The organism is Methanococcoides seepicolus, from assembly GCF_023684405.1.
Lineage (GTDB): Archaea > Halobacteriota > Methanosarcinia > Methanosarcinales > Methanosarcinaceae > Methanococcoides > Methanococcoides seepicolus.
Genome location: NZ_JAGSOI010000054.1, coordinates 1 through 18,431, shown reverse-complemented (window position 1 = coordinate 18,431; position 18,431 = coordinate 1). Strand labels below are relative to the sequence as shown.

General features: G+C 39.8%; 24 protein-coding genes, 1 tRNA gene and 1 pseudogene. 18 read left to right on the top strand and 8 right to left on the bottom strand.

All coding sequences use genetic code 11. From position 1 onward, the window contains the following. The 4 genes and pseudogenes from KDK67_RS11215 to KDK67_RS11200 form a co-directional block, all read left to right on the top strand. A pseudogene (locus KDK67_RS11215) lies at nucleotides 1-278 on the top strand (ISNCY family transposase); the annotation flags it as partial. Nucleotides 279-471: 193 nt separating this feature from the next. Further along, nucleotides 472-1,770, top strand: coding sequence for a phosphoribosylamine--glycine ligase (purD, locus tag KDK67_RS11210; protein WP_250868882.1), 1,299 nt, complete (start codon nucleotides 472-474; stop codon nucleotides 1,768-1,770). A 22-nt stretch (nucleotides 1,771-1,792) separates the two neighbouring features. Further along, nucleotides 1,793-2,698 (top strand): ornithine carbamoyltransferase, encoded by a 906-nt coding sequence (gene argF / locus KDK67_RS11205; RefSeq protein ID WP_250868881.1) that lies wholly within the window; start codon nucleotides 1,793-1,795, stop codon nucleotides 2,696-2,698. A 364-nt stretch (nucleotides 2,699-3,062) separates the two neighbouring features. After that, nucleotides 3,063-3,150: transfer RNA gene (locus KDK67_RS11200), tRNA-Leu, on the top strand. Nucleotides 3,151-3,410: 260 nt separating this feature from the next. Here the strand turns inward: KDK67_RS11200 and KDK67_RS11195 are convergent. Further along, nucleotides 3,411-4,274 (bottom strand): hypothetical protein, encoded by an 864-nt coding sequence (locus tag KDK67_RS11195; RefSeq protein WP_250868880.1) that lies wholly within the window; start codon nucleotides 4,272-4,274, stop codon nucleotides 3,411-3,413. Nucleotides 4,275-4,935: 661 nt separating this feature from the next. Between KDK67_RS11195 and KDK67_RS11185 the strand changes: the two genes are divergently transcribed. Next, nucleotides 4,936-5,763 (top strand): DUF4097 family beta strand repeat-containing protein, encoded by an 828-nt coding sequence (locus KDK67_RS11185; protein ID WP_250868879.1) that lies wholly within the window; start codon nucleotides 4,936-4,938, stop codon nucleotides 5,761-5,763. Between the two features lie 209 nt (nucleotides 5,764-5,972). On the opposite strand, the gene KDK67_RS11180 is transcribed toward KDK67_RS11185, so the two are convergent. Further along, nucleotides 5,973-6,275 (bottom strand): DUF3303 family protein, encoded by a 303-nt coding sequence (locus tag KDK67_RS11180; protein ID WP_250868878.1) that lies wholly within the window; start codon nucleotides 6,273-6,275, stop codon nucleotides 5,973-5,975. A 248-nt stretch (nucleotides 6,276-6,523) separates the two neighbouring features. Between KDK67_RS11180 and KDK67_RS11175 the strand changes: the two genes are divergently transcribed. From KDK67_RS11175 to KDK67_RS11145, 7 genes are all read left to right on the top strand, one after another. After that, nucleotides 6,524-7,174 carry a YggS family pyridoxal phosphate-dependent enzyme gene (locus KDK67_RS11175; RefSeq protein ID WP_250868877.1) on the top strand — a complete coding sequence of 217 codons (651 nt, stop codon included), beginning with the start codon at nucleotides 6,524-6,526 and terminating at the stop codon, nucleotides 7,172-7,174. Nucleotides 7,175-7,528: 354 nt separating this feature from the next. Further along, nucleotides 7,529-7,810, top strand: a complete 282-nt coding sequence (locus KDK67_RS11170; RefSeq protein ID WP_250868876.1) for a ferritin family protein — start codon at nucleotides 7,529-7,531, stop codon at nucleotides 7,808-7,810. Nucleotides 7,811-7,825: 15 nt separating this feature from the next. Continuing rightward, on the top strand, nucleotides 7,826-8,095 hold the full coding sequence (locus KDK67_RS11165) for a ferritin family protein (protein ID WP_250868875.1): 270 nt from the start codon (nucleotides 7,826-7,828) through the stop codon (nucleotides 8,093-8,095). 18 nt (nucleotides 8,096-8,113) lie between these two features. Next, on the top strand, nucleotides 8,114-8,689 hold the full coding sequence (locus tag KDK67_RS11160) for a flavodoxin family protein (RefSeq protein WP_250868874.1): 576 nt from the start codon (nucleotides 8,114-8,116) through the stop codon (nucleotides 8,687-8,689). A gap of 25 nt (nucleotides 8,690-8,714) precedes the next feature. Beyond that, nucleotides 8,715-9,233 (top strand): gamma carbonic anhydrase family protein, encoded by a 519-nt coding sequence (locus tag KDK67_RS11155; protein WP_338101259.1) that lies wholly within the window; start codon nucleotides 8,715-8,717, stop codon nucleotides 9,231-9,233. A 286-nt stretch (nucleotides 9,234-9,519) separates the two neighbouring features. Next, entirely contained in the window at nucleotides 9,520-10,074 is a 555-nt protein-coding gene (locus tag KDK67_RS11150; RefSeq protein WP_276575143.1) for a DUF134 domain-containing protein, read from the top strand. Between the two features lie 67 nt (nucleotides 10,075-10,141). Next, nucleotides 10,142-11,122, top strand: a complete 981-nt coding sequence (locus KDK67_RS11145) for a radical SAM protein (protein ID WP_250868883.1) — start codon at nucleotides 10,142-10,144, stop codon at nucleotides 11,120-11,122. A gap of 28 nt (nucleotides 11,123-11,150) precedes the next feature. Here KDK67_RS11145 and KDK67_RS11140 read toward each other — a convergent pair whose 3' ends face one another. Then, the gene (locus KDK67_RS11140; protein ID WP_250868872.1) at nucleotides 11,151-11,402 is read right to left on the bottom strand and encodes a DUF2769 domain-containing protein; all 252 of its coding nucleotides are present in this window, start codon (nucleotides 11,400-11,402) and stop codon (nucleotides 11,151-11,153) included. Nucleotides 11,403-11,744: 342 nt separating this feature from the next. On the opposite strand from KDK67_RS11140, the gene KDK67_RS11135 reads away from it, so the two are divergent. Together KDK67_RS11135 and KDK67_RS14350 are read left to right on the top strand one after the other, a co-directional pair. After that, a complete protein-coding gene (locus tag KDK67_RS11135) occupies nucleotides 11,745-11,921 on the top strand; it encodes a M23 family metallopeptidase (RefSeq protein ID WP_250868871.1) in 177 nt (58 codons plus the stop codon). A gap of 17 nt (nucleotides 11,922-11,938) precedes the next feature. Next, nucleotides 11,939-12,073, top strand: a complete 135-nt coding sequence (locus KDK67_RS14350) for a hypothetical protein (protein WP_276575142.1) — start codon at nucleotides 11,939-11,941, stop codon at nucleotides 12,071-12,073. A 9-nt stretch (nucleotides 12,074-12,082) separates the two neighbouring features. Here KDK67_RS14350 and KDK67_RS11130 read toward each other — a convergent pair whose 3' ends face one another. The 5 genes from KDK67_RS11130 to KDK67_RS11110 form a co-directional block, all read right to left on the bottom strand. Continuing rightward, nucleotides 12,083-13,594: a protease inhibitor I42 family protein gene (locus KDK67_RS11130; RefSeq protein WP_250868870.1), complete on the bottom strand. Its 1,512-nt coding sequence runs from the start codon at nucleotides 13,592-13,594 to the stop codon at nucleotides 12,083-12,085. A 20-nt stretch (nucleotides 13,595-13,614) separates the two neighbouring features. Next, a complete protein-coding gene (locus KDK67_RS11125; RefSeq protein WP_250868869.1) occupies nucleotides 13,615-13,944 on the bottom strand; it encodes a helix-turn-helix domain-containing protein in 330 nt (109 codons plus the stop codon). 35 nt (nucleotides 13,945-13,979) lie between these two features. Next, nucleotides 13,980-14,462: a YbaY family lipoprotein gene (locus tag KDK67_RS11120; RefSeq protein ID WP_250868868.1), complete on the bottom strand. Its 483-nt coding sequence runs from the start codon at nucleotides 14,460-14,462 to the stop codon at nucleotides 13,980-13,982. A 150-nt stretch (nucleotides 14,463-14,612) separates the two neighbouring features. After that, complete coding sequence (locus tag KDK67_RS11115) at nucleotides 14,613-15,410, bottom strand: ABC transporter permease (protein WP_250868867.1); 798 nt, start codon at nucleotides 15,408-15,410, stop codon at nucleotides 14,613-14,615. Next, entirely contained in the window at nucleotides 15,411-16,040 is a 630-nt protein-coding gene (locus KDK67_RS11110; protein ID WP_250868866.1) for an ABC transporter ATP-binding protein, read from the bottom strand. A 336-nt stretch (nucleotides 16,041-16,376) separates the two neighbouring features. On the opposite strand from KDK67_RS11110, the gene KDK67_RS11105 reads away from it, so the two are divergent. From KDK67_RS11105 to KDK67_RS11090, 4 genes are all read left to right on the top strand, one after another. Further along, nucleotides 16,377-16,517: a hypothetical protein gene (locus KDK67_RS11105; RefSeq protein ID WP_250868865.1), complete on the top strand. Its 141-nt coding sequence runs from the start codon at nucleotides 16,377-16,379 to the stop codon at nucleotides 16,515-16,517. Next, on the top strand, nucleotides 16,517-16,762 hold the full coding sequence (locus KDK67_RS11100) for a hypothetical protein (protein WP_250868864.1): 246 nt from the start codon (nucleotides 16,517-16,519) through the stop codon (nucleotides 16,760-16,762). Before KDK67_RS11105 ends, KDK67_RS11100 begins: the two co-directional genes overlap by 1 nt. Nucleotides 16,763-17,100: 338 nt before the next feature. Then, the gene (locus KDK67_RS11095) at nucleotides 17,101-17,922 is read left to right on the top strand and encodes an HNH endonuclease (RefSeq protein WP_250868863.1); all 822 of its coding nucleotides are present in this window, start codon (nucleotides 17,101-17,103) and stop codon (nucleotides 17,920-17,922) included. A 249-nt stretch (nucleotides 17,923-18,171) separates the two neighbouring features. Continuing rightward, nucleotides 18,172-18,431 (top strand): DUF6444 domain-containing protein (locus tag KDK67_RS11090; protein WP_250868862.1); only part of this gene is annotated, 260 nt, incomplete at its 3' end.

Here is an 18,431-nt window from a genome sequence, read left to right as displayed (position 1 = left end):
ATTTCCTCTATGAAAATGGAAGAGAAAAACAGGTAGGGATGCACTTGAGAAACAAGAACATCGAAGATGATGCATTCGATGAAGATTATTCGCATAGGGGTGAATGTGAAAGAGTACACAAGCATATTAAGTGGACTGTAAAATTCGACATCAGGGGAATGAAAAATAGTAGTAAGAAACTGTATTCAATTATGAATTTCGTTGCATATCAGTTGCTTGTAGCTACAAATTTGCAAAATGAGGTTAAAGAAACTAACTCATTTGCAAATTATGTATGAGGTAAATGTCATCAAATTAGAATGGGAGGATTTATGAGCTAATTTGATAATCTCTATACTATAACTCACAATATTGGAAAAGTATTTATTCAATAGTAGGAGATTTAGTTCTCTAACATTAGACAACGTTATTTCTAAAAATAAACTGATCTATTATCAATATATTTCTTTTCAATTGAACGAGGCTAATAATATGAATGTTCTAATCATTGGTGGAGGCGGAAGAGAGAACGCTATTGCAGATGCCATTGCAAGAAGCGAACGCAACCCCACCCTTTTCGCAGTTATGGCAAAGAAGAACCCTGGCATTGCAGCTTTGTGCGAGGATTTTCTTCTGGTTAAGGAGACAGATGTGGAGAAGGTTGTGGGATACGCCAGGGAAAAGGGTATCGAAATGGTCTTTATCGGACCGGAAGCGCCTTTGGCAGTCGGTATTGCTGATGCACTTGAAGAGGCAGGTATCGGAGCTGTCGGACCTAGAAAGGATGTTGCACGTATCGAGTTCGACAAGGCATGGGCTCGCAATTTCATGAAGGACAACGACATTGAGGGATGTCCTGCTTTCAAGGTGTTCTCCGAGAAGAAAGGCCTTCAGGAATACATTGAGGAATTAGGTAGCGTGGCCATCAAGCCAGCCGGACTCACAGGCGGTAAGGGTGTAAAGGTAATGGGAGACCAGCTTCCTGACACCGGCGCAGCTTATGATTATGCTGTGTCCCTTCTTGACGGGGACAATGTTGTCGTTGAAGAGAACCTTGTGGGCGAGGAGTTCACCGTACAGGCATTCGTTGATGGAAAGAACCTTGCTTTCACACCATGTGTGCAGGACCACAAACGTGCTTTTGAGAACGACCTCGGACCAAACACCGGTGGTATGGGCTCATATTCCGATTCTGACGGACTTTTGCCATTTGTGACCATTGATGATCTCTACCGTGCAAGGGAGATAATGAAAGCAACTATCACAGCCCTCGGAGAGACAGAGACACCATTCAAGGGTATGCTCTACGGTCAGTTCATCCTTACAAAGAACGGACCTAAGGTCATTGAGTTCAATGCCAGGTTCGGAGACCCTGAAGCAATGAACGTGCTTCCACTTCTTAAGACGGATATGATCGATGTGATGTCAGCTGTTGTGAAAGGCACCCTTGACGAACTTGATGTGGAGTTCCTAAAACGTGCAACTGTCTGTAAGTACGCTGTACCGGCAGGATATCCTGATGAGCCATCAAAGGACAAAGAGGTCGTTGTCGGCGATATCGGTGATGCACTCCTGTTCTATTCAAGTGTCTATGAGAAGGATGGAAAGGTATACACCACTGGTTCCAGAGCAGTGGCTGTTGTGGGTGTTGCGAGCAGCATTACAGATGCTGAGAGGATCGCACAGAACGCACTTGAGAACATTACCGGTGACCTTCATTTCAGAAGGGACATCGGTACACCTGAACTTGTCCAGAGAAGGGTCACTCACATGGAACAGATCCGTGGATAATTATCTGATATGAGCTGGTAACATGAAACATCTAATATCAATGACAGATCTTACACAGGAAGAGATCATTGAGATCCTTGACATGGCTGAGGACCTCAAAGAGAAACGACTTCGCGGTAAGATTACAGACCTGCTGAAGAACAAGAGCCTTGCGATGATCTTTGAGAAATCATCGACAAGAACAAGGGTATCTTTCGAGGTCGCCATGAGCGATCTTGGGGGACATTCCATCTATCTAAATGCAAGGGACATACAGATAGGCCGTGGTGAGACAGTATCCGATACTGCACAGGTCCTTTCCCGCTATGTCGCCGGTATTACCGCAAGGGTGAACAGCCACAAGACGGTTGAAGATCTTGCGAAGCACTCAAAAGTACCTGTGATCAATGCACTATCAGACCTTGAACACCCCTGCCAGATCCTTGCAGATTTCCTGACCATACGCGAATACAAGAACCGTCTTAAAGGTTTGAAGTTCGCATGGATCGGTGACGGTAACAATGTCTGTAATTCACTGATACTGGGTTGTGCCCTAGTCGGTATGCAAATAGCTGTTGCATGTCCGGAAGGCTATCTGCCAAACCCTGAGATCGTGGCAAAGGGAAGAGAGCTCGGAGGCGACATACTGATAACCACCGACCCGGAAGAAGCAGCAGCAGATGCTGATGTCCTTTACGCCGATGTATGGGTATCCATGGGCGATGAGGAAGAAAGGGAGAAAAGGCTTAGCGACCTCGAAGACTACCAGATCAATTCCAACCTGGTGGAACTTGCAAAGCCCGATGTCATCTTTATGCACTGCCTACCTGCCCACAGAGGCGAAGAGGTCTCCGCAGAGGTCATGGACGGCCCTCATTCAGTCGTCTTCGATCAGGCAGAGAACCGCCTGCATGCCCAGAAAGCACTTATCATGAAGCTGATGGCATAACCCCCATCAGCTTTTTCTATTCTTGTATAATATTTCGGATCTTTTTTATATCGCCGTTTTAATGGCGTTGTACAATTTCAAAGCCATTGTACTTTTTAGACCTGCTCCGCAATTTCCACATCGGTCGCCAATTCGAAAGAGATTATGCTATATACAAACATCAACAATCTATAAATTAGATCAAGAGTTCCTGTTTCTTCTTCTCTTGATCGACTCCTTTACAACCATTTTTAAAACAAACTCCAAAGAAAACTTTTTTATTAAGGCCTTCGGGCCAACCAAAGACGCTAGAGGAGCTGGTCCTCTAGCAACTTTACCACAACCCTTAATAATGAAAAACACTACTATTGGCTAATATCGCGGCGCGAGAGTTGCCCAGCCTGGCCAAAGGCGCTAGGTTCAGAGCCTAGTCTCGTAGGAGTTCGAGGGTTCGAATCCCTTCTCTCGCACCAAGACTATTTTTGATTGATATTATTAAAGATTGAATGAGGATACTTTTTATAAATTTCGAGTTTTGCGGAGTTCGAATCTGACCCTCTCACAATAGTGTTGGGATATAGGTAACTAAGAAAAACACTACGCTTTTGTAAGAATGTTCCACAACAAATGATTAGTCTTTTGAAAAAAATCAAGACATGGTCAGAAATCGAAATTTCAATTCAAAATTAATCGGCACATGATCATTCCTCGTTATCAGGAAAAAATAAAATGCTTAGGCTCTAATAAACCCAAGCAAAGCCAAAGTATAATACAATATTAACAAAAATACGGCAGTTGCCTCTCTTTTTGTCCATTCTTTCTGCCCGTTTACAAGTCCTTTAAATGCGGATATGTAGCTTACCAGTGAATTATTTTCATGAGATTCTTCTTTCTTTGCTTCTTTTACCTCGGCAATCGACCGGCATATCCAAAGAAGGAAAACGTATCCTGCCATCAGGGAAAGTAATGAAAAATCCGGATGTGACCATGTTCCAAGTGTTTCTCCTGCAATTTCATTAAGGACTGTGAAGAATCCTGTAAAGTATGCAAGTCTTAACATATTGAAATTTGTAAACAGCATAAATGCAAGTATAAATTTAATAGATGTGTTTAGAGGGTCCTTTGTCAGATCAAAGTAGCTGTAGTCTGCCAGTATAAGCAGAACAAAGCTTAAGATAATGAAATGATTTGTAAAATGGAACCATTTGGATCCTGAATATTGTTTTTCGAATATATTCCAGAGATTGTAGGAGGACCAGAATATTGTTCCATAGCCGGGCAATATCCAGATTGGAACATTCCCTATTGCACCACCGAGGTACATGAAGTATCCGTATTGTACGCCCAATAATTCATGTATGAACCCAAAAAGGGATGCTATCACAAGAAATGTTTTCCCTTCCGTTTTGCTGTTCTTCCAAAAAATAATCCATAGTACAGAGAGTATAATTGTAGGAGTAAATTCATCTTTTGTCAGGATATAATATGCAAGAATACCAAGTATTGTGAAAAGCATGAACAGACAAAAGTACAATGGAGTATTGACAAGTGTTCTGCTTTTGTTTTCAATGTATCCCAGGGGGACTGATCCATTCATAAACAGGACTCCTTGATATTACTAGTCTAACCAATTAAAGGTCCAGAAAAATACAGGAGATCATAACGGAATATAAATATTGATGTGAATATAATTATTGTGCCAAAACGTTTCCAAATTTAAAATGATTTTTTTGAGAAATCACTTAAAGAACAATTAGGCCCTCACAATATAAATGTATTGGAACAGTCACGTTCTCATAGGCAGCTATACATAAAATCATACATCGATGTCTATTTTTATTTATTAAAAAGTTTATTTTTTTTGTTCATTCAAAGAACAAATAAAAAAACTATTTTAACATTTAATTATATTTATTCCCAAGTCTTCAATCTCTCCCTAACATGAGCATTGAGAGTAAATGGTTTATCACTCCTAGCGTTCTGCTTCATGTAATGTAAAGTACCTTTAGAAAAGCCCATTTTTCCATTCAACATAAGACATATCAATAAATCTTCTTCCACAGAAGATCAGTATCATCTCTTTTACCCACATAGACAGGTCTTGCAAAATAACATACAGAACCTCACACATTACCAAGCAAGTTACGCATAGGAAGCATTAATTCTAAATGGGTTCAACACCCCAGAACTTTGCTCTGATCAATAGGATAAACAGTCTTTTATGCGAATACCTTTTATTTTTAATATGGGGGAAATCGATGATGAAAATATATCATATTGCATTTTTGATGTTGGCAGTATTTCTCGTTACTGCTTTTTCCGGGTGTACAGGGTATGGCCCCGAATACGGGCCTGAAGAAATTGAAGATTTCAATGGCGAGTATGAAGCAGGTAATGATACTGTTTTGATGGTTATCAATGTAAATGGTCAGATCAAAATTAATAGCTGGGAAGGCGATACGGTCATATTGGAAGCTACAAAAAGGACCCGATATGGAAAAGACGAGCTTGATAAAGTTGAGATTATTGTTACTGAAGGCGATAATGAGATAAAGATCGAAACAACATTGAGCGCTTTTGAGGATGCCAGGGTTTCTGTTGATATGGATATAAACGTTCCAAATAATGTTCCCGTTGATCTTGTGAAAACAACCAATGGAAATATACAAATTTTAGACACAAAAGGGGATACTACAGTAGCAAGTACCAATGGAGCTATAGTAATAAGGAATGTTGATGGATATGTAAAAGCGAGCACAACCAACGGTGCAATAGATATCCGAGGAACAACAGGAATCGATGACTTGGAGACAACAAACGGAAAGATCGATGCACAGATATTTGACTTTAAAGATGATGTAGATATAAAATGTACCAATGGAGGTATTACTCTTTCTATAAATACGTCACTCAATGCTGATATAGAGGCGAAAACAACTAATGGTGATATTTCAGTGAACGACATAGCATTGGTTTTAACGGGAATAGAAAAAACTCACATGGAAGCGATATTAGGAAATGGTGGAAATAAGATATACATAAAAACCACCAATGGAAATGTGAACCTTAACGAACTTGTCGTTTAATTAAGGTTCCTTTCTTTCCATATTTACCTTGATCACTTGCTCCAACTCAGAGAGTGAAAGTGTCGAAATTATGATGAGCATAAAAAAAATAGAAGTTACTGTAAAGGACTTCGATAAACCCATGGTTTCAAACGATCACTTATATGTGATCTATATGCAATCGCTTAAATTCTGAGTTCTTCGAGATCCCCTATAGTCTACGAAACGATTTAGCTTTTTAGCAATGTGGACCCTTTGACTGTCTCTTCTATTGTCAGTATAGGGGTGATCTTTGCGGTGTGATGCGTTAACATCGGCGGTTTTAAGAATTCCGAAATTGTCATCAAACTGTCTGATTCGAGGATGAAATAGAAAATATGCTCGTTAGGGCAAACATATGCTCCATTTATTTTTATACCCAGTTTCTCTGCTGAGTTTTTCATTTCCCCAGCCCATTGCTTCATTTCTGCCTTGTATTCGTCTCTTGCAAAACACTGTTCAGGTGTATGCTCAAGACTGATCATAAATAACATTCTTTATAACCCCCATAAATATTAAACAAGATTAGTATTTAGTATCTTGGTTATGTATCTGTAGAAATATACTTCTAAATTTGGCTTTGTAGAAAGCCTATTTCTAACTTTTGCAAAAAAAGAACGACAGTAATCTGCTGAAACAAACGAACGTTTTATATGAAATTCATTGCATTTGGTTCATATAGACAACAATTGTAATTATTTAAATAAATTATATTTTTAATAAAATCGTTTTGGGAATATGAATGACAGTCGATGAAAATATAAAAAAGATCTTAAACGAAATTGGAAGAACAAAACTTGTCTGCGTCACCAAGACTATCGACCCTGAGAGGATAAACGAATCCATCAGAGCCGGAGCAACCATCATAGGGGAGAATAGAGTTCAGGAATTCGAGGATAAATGTGCTGAGATCCTGCCCTGTGAAAGGCACCTCATAGGAAATCTACAGACGAACAAGGTTAAAAAAGCCGTTCAGCTCTTTGATGTGATCCAGTCAGTTGACTCCCTGAAATTGATACAGGATATTGATAGGAAAGCCGAAGCCATTGACAAGGTACAGAAGGTCTTCCTTCAGGTCAACATAGGCAACGAGCCACAGAAATTCGGCTTTGGGGCGGATGAGATCGGACAGGTAATAACACAGATCCATTCCCTCAGGAATGTTCAGGTGAAAGGACTCATGTGCATACCTCCTTTTGTGTCCCCTGAGCAAACACGTTCATATTTCAAGAAGATGAAAGCACTTTTTGATGAGCTGAAGCAGGTCGATCAGGATAACATCGATATCCAGGAACTATCAATGGGAATGTCCAATGACTACAGGGTTGCCATCGAGGAAGGGGCTACAATGGTGCGCGTCGGTTCTGCAATATTCGGGAATAGGAAGTACTGATTATACCATTAATTGACCAATTGGATGAGCGCAGCTGTCCCTGGCAGATGCGGAGGATTTGATAAGAGTTGATGGATATATAACATTGAAGGCTCATTGAAAGAAATGGGTGTCCAAAGGGTTTGATCAAACCCATGACAAGAATTGAATAAAGCCCATAATACTTTTTAGTGATAAATATGATCACAATTCAACCTTTTTTTTAAAGAATGTCTGCCTTTTGAGCTTTGCCATCGTTCCTCAACATATAAATAATGTAAAAGATGAATGTTATTGGGGAGTTTAGATCATCTTATTGACATAGATCATATCTTACACATCCCCACAGCTAAAAATAAATGGAGATGTAAGCCAATGCTATCGAAAATACCTATAGACATATCAAAGGTCAAACCTGAAGACATCAACAAAGAGATCCTTCGTGCAGCCATAATCGCTGAACTGGATGCGATAAATCTTTATGAGCAGATGGCAGCGCTGACAGATAACAAAGAAGTGAAAGAAGTACTTCTGGACATCGCAAAGGAAGAGAAAACGCATGTCGGAGAATTCCAGACACTCCTGTTAAGAGAAGATGAACAGCAGGTACAGGAAATGGAAAAAGGCAAGCTTGAAGTTGATGAGATGACAAAATAAAGGGGGGAGAAGCAAATGATGTCTGAAATGCCGATCATACCTGAAAATCTAAGTAAGGAAGATCTCGACAAGGAACTTATCAGAATTGGCATGATAGCCGAGCTGGATGCTGTTAATTTCTATGAACAAATGGCCTCCCTTACAAAGGATGAAGACCTGAAGGCAGTGCTTCTGGAAGTGGCCAGAGAGGAAATGGTACATATCGCCATGTTCGAAACAGTATTAATGGAAGTTGATAGCGTGTATCTCAAGGTTCTCGCAGATTACTCACTCGCAAGGAATTAAGTTTTCAGGAGATCGATCATGAAAGTTGTTGCATTTAATGGAAGTCCAAGAAAAGAAGGAAATACATCACTTTTACTCAAACATGTCCTTACTGAACTTGAAGACGACGGTATTGAAACCGAGATCATACAGATAGGTAACAATACATTGAGTGGATGTACCGCCTGCATGAAATGTTTTGAGAACAAAGACGAGCAATGCGTCATAAAAAGTGATATTGTAAATGATTGCATCAAAAAAATGAAAGAGGCAGATGGTATAATCATTGCATCACCTACATATTTTGCAGACGTTAATGCAGAAACTAAAGCCCTTATAGAAAGAGCAGGATTTGTGGCGAAAGCGAACGATGATCTCTTCAAACGCAAGGTAGGTGCTGCTGTTGTCGCTGCCAGACGAGGAGGTGCAATTCATGCCTTTGACTCGATCAACCATTTATTCACAATATCCCAGATGATAATTCCAGGTTCAAGCTACTGGAACATTGGACTCGGGTTTTTACCGGTAGATGTTGAAGCCGATATGGAAGGGATACAGACCATGCAAACCCTCGGTCAGAATATGGCATGGCTTCTGAAAAAGCTGAACGATTAAGGCAGAATTAGATAATTGTGGAGATATGATGCTATTAGAATTCAAAAACAAAGAACCTTCGATATCAGAAACATCATTTGTTGCAGGATCTGCAGATATCATCGGTGATGTAAAAATTGGAGAAGGCTCAAGTGTCTGGTTCAATGCAACCATCAGAGGAGACAAGGACGAGATCCTTGTCGGTAAGAAAAGCAGCATTCAGGACAATTGTGTTATCCACACTGACCCTCCCTTTAAAGTAAAGATCGGAAACAATGTCAGCATCGGTCATGGAGCCATTCTCCATGGTTGCACGATAGGTAACAATGTCTTAGTGGGAATAAACTCAACTGTTCTTGATGGTGCAGAGGTCGGGAAGAACTGCATCATCGGTGCCAACGCCCTTATCCCACCTGGAAAGATAATCCCACCTAACAGTGTTGTCACCGGAGTTCCCGGAAAGGTCAGAAGAGAAGCGACCGTTGAAGATGTACAGATGATAGCTGAAAATGCAGCCGAGTATGTTAGACTGGCAAACGAATACAGAACAACACTGAATGAATGAATTCAGCCAGATAGTGCAAAAATGTCTGCTTTTCTCAGTAAAGAAGAGCAGGCATGGATAGACTGGGTCTTTGATGAACTGCGTGCTCACCTAGAAGGAATCCCAGTAGATAGTTGGATTCTAAAGATGCTTTTTTGATAATTGATACCAGATGATATTTTTTGTCATCAGATTTCTCTTCTTGTCAGCACTAAATAACAAAAACGAATTGAACTGGAAATATCCAATATGTTTATTACACATATTTTGAAGATGAACGTTAAGTTTATCTACATTATGCATTATAATGCATAATATGGGACGCCCAAGAAAAAGGAGAATGGTTAATTATGACCACAATACAAGGCATTTCAAACCATCAGGCGTTTGCCTGAAAGATCTGGAAGAGGTCAACATAACCATTGATGAACTGGAAACCCTCAGGCTGAGCTCTCTTGAAAAAATGAAACAGGAAAATGCAGCTCAGACGATGCAAATACACCAGTCGACCTTTCAAAGGACGCTCCAAAGAACATTGCAGAAAATTGCAGATGCATTAGTTAATGGAAAATCAATAAAAGTAGAAGGAGGAAATTATACTATGCCAGGAAAGGATGGAACAGGACCTATGGGACAAGGACCAATGGGTGGACAAAATAGAGGACAGAATGGAGGAATGCTCGGAGGACAGACTCAAGGCCGAGGACAAAGAGGATTACGTGGTGGCAAAGGAGCTGGAGTCAGTATTTCCAGAGGAGAATGCAAATGTCCGAACTGCGGTCACGAACAGATCCACCAACCAGGAATTCCATGTGGTCAAATTAACTGCCCCAAATGTGGAAACCTTATGATCAGGAAATGATCAGAAAGAACATTTAACTTTAGCCACACAGAAAAGATCAGAGTACACATCAACAAATGTGATCAAAATGAAATCAAGGATCATCTACGGACCAATCCTTTCAAGAAGACTTGGAAGGTCGCTTGGAATTGACATCATCAAAAAGAGTGACTTCAGGAAGAACTGTAATTTTGATTGTGTCTACTGTCAGCTTGGACATGTGGACTGGAAAATATTGACACCATCAGACGTTACAGATCTTGTAACAACTGAAGAAGTGATCGACGGCCTCACTAACTATCACAAGAAAGTGGATGATCTTGATTACATAACATTTTCAGGGACATGTGAACCTACATTGAACCTGGAACTGGGTAACATGATCGAACAGATAAGGAAGATCAGCGATGTTCCCATTTGTGTAATTACGAATTCATCACTCGTGAACAGAGAGGACGTTAGAAATAACCTTTCAAAAGCAGATCTTGTGGTTGCTACATTAGTCTCCGGAAATGAAGAGACTTTCCAGTCCATCAACAGACCTGCAGAAGGAATCGAACTTCAGGATATCATCAAAGGACTAAGAGAACTGCAGAAAATGAAAGGTGCAAGGGTTGCCATAGAGGTCATGCTACTTGACTCAAATAATGGATACCTTACAAATTCAAGCGATCAGGAAATAGATAAACTGATCGAAGTTCTCAAGTTCATCGATCCGGATGAGATAGAGATATTGACCATAAGCCGACCGCCTGCTGAAGATCTTATCATCCCGGTAACTGAAACAAGGCTCAAAGAGATCGCGCAGAAGTTCGATGAGAAACTGGGAAGGGAAAGGGTAAGACTGGTACTCAAAGGTCTGAAAAGAAAGAGATCGAATATAGAACATGAGAACCTTCCGGATGAGGTATATGATCTCATACTTCGAAGACCCTGTACATTTGATCAGGTTGTTCGATCTCTTGATATTGATAAAGAAGAACTCTCCCCGATAATTGAAGGACTGGTCGAGGAGCACAAGATCATCGGCATAAGCTCAGAGAATGGAATGTACTACCGGGCAGTATAACTAAAAAGATAGTAAAAAGGGATGAATATTACATCCCAAGCTGTTCTTTTTCAGAACCACGTGTGCAGTAGTATCCGTGCGTAAGACCCAGTTTTTCGGTCACAGGACAACCACCGCAAATACAGCCTTTTTCCTCGGTTATACAGCTACTCTTACCAATTGTAGGGAAACAATATCCTCCCTTTTCCCCACATTCTACCCACGAGGGGCATTTCGCGCAAACACACATAGATAATACCATTTCCTTTTTCTTCTGCATTTCTTCCGGGCTCATTTCCATAGATATTTCCTCCCATTTCTCCCTATTTATCATTCATACGATCTTTGGACCATTCATAGGAATATCCTCAGATACTGCTACAATACAAAACTGTGGAAAACTGCAGCCCATCCGGTAACAGACCCGCCACAATATGCCTTCCCCAATATGACTTGTTAAATCATCATATAAACAGTTAATGGAAATTGAACATTGGATATCTTTAAGAAGGATCTCAGGTTAGTATTTGAGGATCATAAAATATATGAGAACAGATATAAAATGGTTTCATAGAGATAAGTTCATATAATTATCACATAGAAGAATTTACTTCAATTCTGAAAGAGATTAAACAGTCCATTGATGAAATATCTTATTATCAGGAACCATTCAGGACTTTTCTGCAAATACGGTGAGCTTGGTACCTCAAACGTAAAAGTAGGAGATACTGTTGAAGCCGGTCAATTGATCGGTCACGTCGGATCTGTGCTGAACAGCAAGATGATAGCAAGAATGCTCTCGAATATATACAAAAGCTAAAAGAAAAGAATCCCAGCATGCTCCACTTTGAGCTGGGGGAAGATACTCCTGTTGTTGAAGACAACAATTATATTGGAGGAAACTGGTTTGGGAATAAGGGACCTCGAAAGCTCCTTGACCCTACTGAATATCTTAGCTCCACTGAAAGTTAACTAAAAATATCAAAGGACCCAGACCGTAAGGTCAAAGGTCTGTTCATATCCTGTAAGGATCCCCTCCAGCTGCATGTTAATGGCAGAGATATTCTGTTCACCGGCTTCAACTGCCTCGACCTCCCACTCATGCTTTCCATAAAGGGAGCCCTCAGATTGCGGGATGAACTCATCCCCGTTGACCCGGAGACCGTCCGTCAACGTCATGTTCCAGGTATATGTATCAGCCGTGGATTCGAACAGTCTGATGAGCATCCACTCGCCTTGTGCAAGTTCGATCGCATCACCATAATAGTAGCCGTCCACTATAAATGACGGATACAGTTCATTATCCCCTTCCACCACCAAGGTCATCTCGAAATCGCTCGGAACAGATGCCTGGTCGTCCCATGAATTGTATTCCACCATAATGGACTTCTCACCAATGGATGGGGTTTCAAAGGTCCATCCATACACAGAATCATCAGCCACAGGACTGTAGGATGATGAATATCCATACCCTTCTTCTTTAACTGACAGATCATCCTTTCCTGAAAGATGCCAGTACCCTTCCGAAGGTGCATCAAGATCGATACGCACAATACTTCCGGCTTGAACCGATACTGTACTGCCATTATCCTCTTCAGTGAAAATATGGTCAGCTGGTATTTTCTCGATCTCAGGGAAAATCAATCGATCATCTTCTGTAGGGGCTATTCCCACGGAAAGTGCAGCTATCACCACACCAACGAGCATCAAAGGCAGAAGATAACGCTTTACGGACCTCTTTGTGGAACTGCTGGCATTATCATAATAACGTCCTTTTAACATCATCAACATAACTGCAAAAAGACATCCCAGGAAGAACCAGAGCCCTATGTTATCTGAAAGGTTCGAAAAGAATGTCTGTATGCTGTCCATTATCTGAGGACCAGCTGCTTCAGGAACTGCCTTTGCAACCTCTTCCACTGCCCCATCAGCAGCAATTGAAGGGCCCATATCCATGGGTGCATCGCGGAGAACTTCAGACTCCATGGCAACATCCATCATTACAGGTTCGAAGGCACCTCCATTCTCTATTGGAACAGGTCTTGACAGATATTGAAGACCTGCAGCACCAAGGAATGCAGCACCTATGACACCGATATACTGTTGCAACATACTGATTATGGAAGCCCTGCTGACATTCATATTTCCCGGAGCTACAATGATCAATTTCTGTACCGGCTCATAGAGCTTGACCTCACGCCCTTTGGCACTCCATTTAATCCTGTGTACCTTGATAAGATCGGCTTCCAGCAAACTGTCAATGTTGTACTTGATAGTGGTAATGGAAAGACCGAGCTTTTTCGAGATATCCGTTGCAGACATAGGCTCTTCGGATAGAAGGTCCAGTATCTTCAGGGACTTTTCATTGGAAAGTGTCTGTGTTATCTTCTTTGAATCTTCGTTGAGCGGAAGTACAACTACATTTTCCGAACTGTCCTGATCTGCATCTTCAGGTTCATTCTTGTTCTTATTTTCAACGTCTTTAGTGACCATATTTGCACCAGGGGTTGATCTCATACAACATTAGTATTGTCTTCAGAAGAGAATACAACGAACCTATTGGATGGTCCGTAGATATCGTCTTCCCCCCCTAAACCGGAGGATCGAGTCTTTCTCTCCACAAGATCGGACTCCATCAGAGCCATGATATTATCTTCAACATCCACAAAAGGAAGACCGGTCTTAAGGGAAATTTCCCTTACAGAAAGTGAATCTTCCGAAAGCACTTCCAGTATCTTGAAAGAACCCTCTTTTGAAAGTACTTCAGTTACAGTCCTTGACCCTTCAGCAATAGGAAGGATAAGGAATTTATCAATGTTTACGGGATTTGCTGCACATTCCATAACGATAGTCCCCTTTTTTTCTTTAGACGCAATTATCAGATCATTTCCACATGAACATCAAGATCGTGAATACCTGGTTCTGTAGGTACAGGATTGTGCCAGGTGCTGTAATAATCGCCTTTTGAGAGTCTGCCATCCCCATCAACATCCACATGGACTGAAAGGGAATACGTCATTCTTTCCTCTAGTTCAGGGTGGTTGATCTGATATGGCACTGGCTGAACATTATCTGCATCCATGGATACGCCAATAATGGAATTCTCGGACATGGTCACAGAAGCTACGTCCTGAAGACTTACATCCTCAACTTTCAGATAGATGGTGGCATTAGAGAAGGATTCCACAGGTTCGTCAAAGATGATATTTCCCTGAACACCATCGCCTGTAAATGAAGATCCGCCATTATCCACTCCAGCGTTAGTAACGGATTCAGAAGCGTTGTCTGTACAACCCATTGCAAAAGCGGATGCAATGAGGATCAATAATGTCAATCCTAATGTGAGAGATCTATTTTTCATGATGATCTGTTCCTTAAAATATCGATTTTATGAAGGTATAATATAACAAATAGTTCGTGGATATAAAGTCTTTATTTAAGCTACAAAGTAATTCGTAGTCTTAAGAAGCAAGAAATTCAACAAAATAAGAAAAGGTAAATAGAAGCGTAATTAGGTATTTGTTGATTTGAAAACATCTTTTTTAAGGATACCATAATCATCAAAGCTTGAACGGATCGTCATAAATATTCCAATTGCAACCGTCATAACAGTAGAAACGTATATCCCGACCATTATAGCCATCTGATACTTGACAGCAAGAATTGGACTGGATCCTGCAATAATCTGACCGGTCATCATTCCCGGCAATGCAACTATACCGGTCGTTGACATGCTTGCTATCGAAGGTTTCAATGCAAGCTTGATACTTTTTCTGGCATAGGGAAGAATAGCCTCGTGCCTCTTCGCACCCAGTGACAAACTGTATAGATAACGATTCTCATTTCTCCTGATGGTATCATAAAAGTTGCTGACACTTATTATATTACCACGAAGAGAATTTCCAAGGAACATCCCGAATATGGGGATCAAATATCTAGCATCAAAGAGGTTTTCCAGATCCACTACAAACATATTAAAGTAAAGTAATATCAGGAAATTACCTACTATAAATGAAACTACCGTAGGCAATAGCAACTTTTTCAGATCAAGTCCGACCTCATTTATTGTACTGTGGCTCGCCATTAAGATCATTACCAATAACCACAAAAGATTAACAGCAGAGTTGTTCAGATCAAATAGCACTGTCAGGAAAAATCCTACAAAAGCAAGTTGCAGGATCATTCTTGAAACTGAGACAACTGTTTCGTTTATAAGTCCAAGCTTAAGGTAGTGACTTACAAAAAGTGGAATTGCGAGCAAAAGAAAACATGCTATCAAAGACAGATAGCCAATATCATAGGCTTCCATTTAAACACCGACCGGTACGACTCTGACATTTTCCTTTTCCCACACATCATCATGGGAAATTATCACAAGTGTCCAATCCTTGCGTTCCAGAAAATAATTGGCGACCTTTTCTTTCAGCGCACTATCAAGAGATGATGTGACCTCATCAAGCAAGTATATGTCCTTCCCTATGAGCACGGACATGATTATCCCTATCCTTTGTTTTTCTCCACCTGAGAGTTCTTCGAAATGCATATCAAGAACATCTTTCTCGAAACCCAGGTAAACAAGAAGCCTTCTGAGCTTGGTCCTGTCAAGTTTTCCTTCATTGAACGAATAGGAAAATACTTCCTCGATAAATTCATTAACAGACCCTTCATAGATATCAAGGTCCTGAGATACATAAGCGATCCTTTTTCTTGCATCCCATACAGTATTGCTATCAAGCAAACTGTTGTTAAAATATAGGTTTCCACTTGTTTGGTGGGCAAAACCCATGGGCATCTTTAAAAGTGTGGACTTACCTGCACCTGATCTGCCTTTCAGCAAGATCCGATCTCCTTTTTTAATATCAAGATCGAAATGTGATAATACTTTTTTCTCACCATACCTGATGGAGATATCCTTATACTTTAAAAGTTCTGAATTCATTAGCTATTGACTTCCTTCTGATGTGGAATAGGTTTAGAGAATATATTTATAGGAATAACATTATTACCTCGAAAGATAATATGAAACTCCCTTTTAGTAAAGGATTTTGAATACTATTCCACACGAATGATATATGAAAGTATTTATTTAAAAGTGATACTTTTTACATATTAGTTAATACATATTTCTTATTTTGTGTTATTTAGACTAAGTTAAAATAACACTAATTGTCCCAAATTACACAACACCGATCCGACAGAAATGAAGGACAATAAGATCAAATTCAAATCATCCCTGACGTTATCTATATATCAGATCTTCCTGATAGTTTTTAGCATGACAAAATGGAAAAAGGCTTCTGAAGAACTTGGGGAACTGGTCGGGGAATACGTGGCCGAATATGATGCTGAGTTCAGGAAAATGTTCGGCAGTCCCGTTCATTTTGTGAAGGAAAACATGTTCATGGCGATGGCATAATGCTACGTCTTAAAGAAGATGACCAGCAGAAATTGTATGCTGAACACGATGAAGCAGCACCCTTTACACCAAATGGCAGGCAAATGAGAGAATATGCAATACTTCCGCCATCTGTTTACGATGATGAGATGGAGTTAAGGAAATGGCTGGATATATCCTATGCTTATGTGAGTTCCCTTCCAAAGAAAGAGAAAAAGGAAAAAAAGTCAAAAGATTCAAAGAAAACTAAAAAGACAGAAGATTGATGCGATCTGCATCATCCCCATTCTTTTTTGTTTCAGCTATTCTTGCTTTACATACCTTTCTTGCTATACTTGAGTATGACGGAAATGAGAGCTTGAGCCTATAGTTTTATTGTAGGCAATTTTTTTAAATAAGATTTTTTTATATAATATATTAAACAATTATCATATTTTGTGCGCCTAGTGGATAAAATTAGCAACGTTTAAAACGTTTAAGCTATTACTGGCTCTTCAATGTCTAAAACACGGATAATAATAGGCAGATTCAATGATTGTGTGCATAATTGTGAAATTGATTTTAATGAGTGTGAAGAACTAAAAAATAAAGTAGGAGTGAAAGAATGACAAGTTATTGGAGAATGGCATTTCGATGGGGAAATCAAGGAACTGAGGTGTGGAAACAATGTCGTGACCAAGGAATTGCTGCTATTGGATATTATCTTTCTGACGGTGAACCTATTGTTGGCGACTGTTCTAAAATTAAAGAAGAAGAGTTTGATACAGTATGGAGAAGTAAAGCTCTTCCTGCACCAGCCAGTCAGAGTAGCCTTAAACATGTAGCATACCACATGGATAAGGGTGACACAATTTATGTTAAAGAAGGAACACAAATCGTAGGCAGAGGTACAGTTCAAAGCAAATACAAGTATCGACCAGGGCTAGTAAAACAAAAAGGAATTCGCTGGGAGCATTATGTTGAAGTTGATTGGGATAAAAATTTCAAACCATTCACTCTTAATCTTGAGGCAAATCAAAATACAGTATTAAAACTAGATACAGAACGTCTTGAAAAAATACATGCAATGGAATCAAAATCTGATATGCTTTATGATTATGTTGATGACGTTTTAAAAGTAAATGAAGGCGAACAATACATTACAGAAGCCATATTTAGAAAAAGAAATAGAAAACTCATTGAGCAGAAGAAAACAGATTCAGATTATCGATGTGAAGTTTGCGGTATGAATTATGAAGAGGTCTATGGGGAAATAGGCAAGAACTACATTATTGCACACCATATAGAACCAATTGGCAACAGGGATGGTTCATCTCCAACAACAATTGATGACATTGCTTTAGTGTGTTCCAATTGTCATAATATGATTCATAAGATAAATCCGCCAATGACCGTTGATGAATTATCCAATCAAATCAACAAATGAAATGTTGTATGTCTTAATGCCTTGTGAAGTTTAATAGGAAATGATTTAATTTTGATATGTATCAAAAACAAACTTTTCCTTCTTATTTTGTAACTATTCAGCCATCCTCACGTTTTTGATATAAACTTAGAATACTCAACACAATTCCATCAGTGCTTGATATTGATTTTACCAACAAACAATATACTATGCCTCTATTTTAGTCACTCCCTGAAATTCAACCTGGTTTTACCAGGCACGAGGTGATTGATTACGAAACGCAAAGAAATCCTGGCAGTTTATGAACAAGGTCCAGAAGCAGTTGTTACTCTTGTCACCACGTTATACGACATAATTGCTGAACAACAAAAGATCATCGAGTTACAGGCTGCTAGAATAACAGAACTCGAAGAACGAGTTAAAAAATTGGAAGAACAACTCAAGAAAAACAGTCGTAATAGTAGTAAACCACCTTCGACTGATGTTTTTGTTCATGAGAAACCAAACCCACAAAGCAGACGAAAAAAGAG

What these genes read in the sequence shown, in the direction of transcription:
- KDK67_RS11165 (WP_250868875.1), top strand. Translation starts at nt 7,826, where the DNA reads ATGATGTCTGAAATGCCGATCATACCTGAAAATCTAAGTAAGGAAGAT.
- KDK67_RS14350 (WP_276575142.1), top strand. Translation starts at nt 11,939, where the DNA reads ATGCTCCACTTTGAGCTGGGGGAAGATACTCCTGTTGTTGAAGACAAC.
- KDK67_RS11180 (WP_250868878.1), bottom strand. Translation starts at nt 6,275, where the DNA reads ATGTTATTTATGATCAGTCTTGAGCATACACCTGAACAGTGTTTTGCA.
- KDK67_RS11115 (WP_250868867.1), bottom strand. Translation starts at nt 15,410, where the DNA reads ATGGAAGCCTATGATATTGGCTATCTGTCTTTGATAGCATGTTTTCTT.
- KDK67_RS11110 (WP_250868866.1), bottom strand. Translation starts at nt 16,040, where the DNA reads ATGAATTCAGAACTTTTAAAGTATAAGGATATCTCCATCAGGTATGGT.
- KDK67_RS11170 (WP_250868876.1), top strand. Translation starts at nt 7,529, where the DNA reads ATGCTATCGAAAATACCTATAGACATATCAAAGGTCAAACCTGAAGAC.
- purD (WP_250868882.1), top strand. Translation starts at nt 472, where the DNA reads ATGAATGTTCTAATCATTGGTGGAGGCGGAAGAGAGAACGCTATTGCA.
- argF (WP_250868881.1), top strand. Translation starts at nt 1,793, where the DNA reads ATGAAACATCTAATATCAATGACAGATCTTACACAGGAAGAGATCATT.
- KDK67_RS11160 (WP_250868874.1), top strand. Translation starts at nt 8,114, where the DNA reads ATGAAAGTTGTTGCATTTAATGGAAGTCCAAGAAAAGAAGGAAATACA.
- KDK67_RS11150 (WP_276575143.1), top strand. Translation starts at nt 9,520, where the DNA reads ATGCATAATATGGGACGCCCAAGAAAAAGGAGAATGGTTAATTATGAC.
- KDK67_RS11195 (WP_250868880.1), bottom strand. Translation starts at nt 4,274, where the DNA reads ATGAATGGATCAGTCCCCCTGGGATACATTGAAAACAAAAGCAGAACA.
- KDK67_RS11095 (WP_250868863.1), top strand. Translation starts at nt 17,101, where the DNA reads ATGACAAGTTATTGGAGAATGGCATTTCGATGGGGAAATCAAGGAACT.
- KDK67_RS11140 (WP_250868872.1), bottom strand. Translation starts at nt 11,402, where the DNA reads ATGGAAATGAGCCCGGAAGAAATGCAGAAGAAAAAGGAAATGGTATTA.
- KDK67_RS11130 (WP_250868870.1), bottom strand. Translation starts at nt 13,594, where the DNA reads ATGGTCACTAAAGACGTTGAAAATAAGAACAAGAATGAACCTGAAGAT.
- KDK67_RS11120 (WP_250868868.1), bottom strand. Translation starts at nt 14,462, where the DNA reads ATGAAAAATAGATCTCTCACATTAGGATTGACATTATTGATCCTCATT.
- KDK67_RS11175 (WP_250868877.1), top strand. Translation starts at nt 6,524, where the DNA reads ATGACAGTCGATGAAAATATAAAAAAGATCTTAAACGAAATTGGAAGA.
- KDK67_RS11135 (WP_250868871.1), top strand. Translation starts at nt 11,745, where the DNA reads ATGAAATATCTTATTATCAGGAACCATTCAGGACTTTTCTGCAAATAC.
- KDK67_RS11185 (WP_250868879.1), top strand. Translation starts at nt 4,936, where the DNA reads ATGATGAAAATATATCATATTGCATTTTTGATGTTGGCAGTATTTCTC.
- KDK67_RS11125 (WP_250868869.1), bottom strand. Translation starts at nt 13,944, where the DNA reads ATGGAATGTGCAGCAAATCCCGTAAACATTGATAAATTCCTTATCCTT.
- KDK67_RS11155 (WP_338101259.1), top strand. Translation starts at nt 8,715, where the DNA reads ATGATGCTATTAGAATTCAAAAACAAAGAACCTTCGATATCAGAAACA.
- KDK67_RS11105 (WP_250868865.1), top strand. Translation starts at nt 16,377, where the DNA reads ATGACAAAATGGAAAAAGGCTTCTGAAGAACTTGGGGAACTGGTCGGG.
- KDK67_RS11145 (WP_250868883.1), top strand. Translation starts at nt 10,142, where the DNA reads ATGAAATCAAGGATCATCTACGGACCAATCCTTTCAAGAAGACTTGGA.
- KDK67_RS11100 (WP_250868864.1), top strand. Translation starts at nt 16,517, where the DNA reads ATGCTACGTCTTAAAGAAGATGACCAGCAGAAATTGTATGCTGAACAC.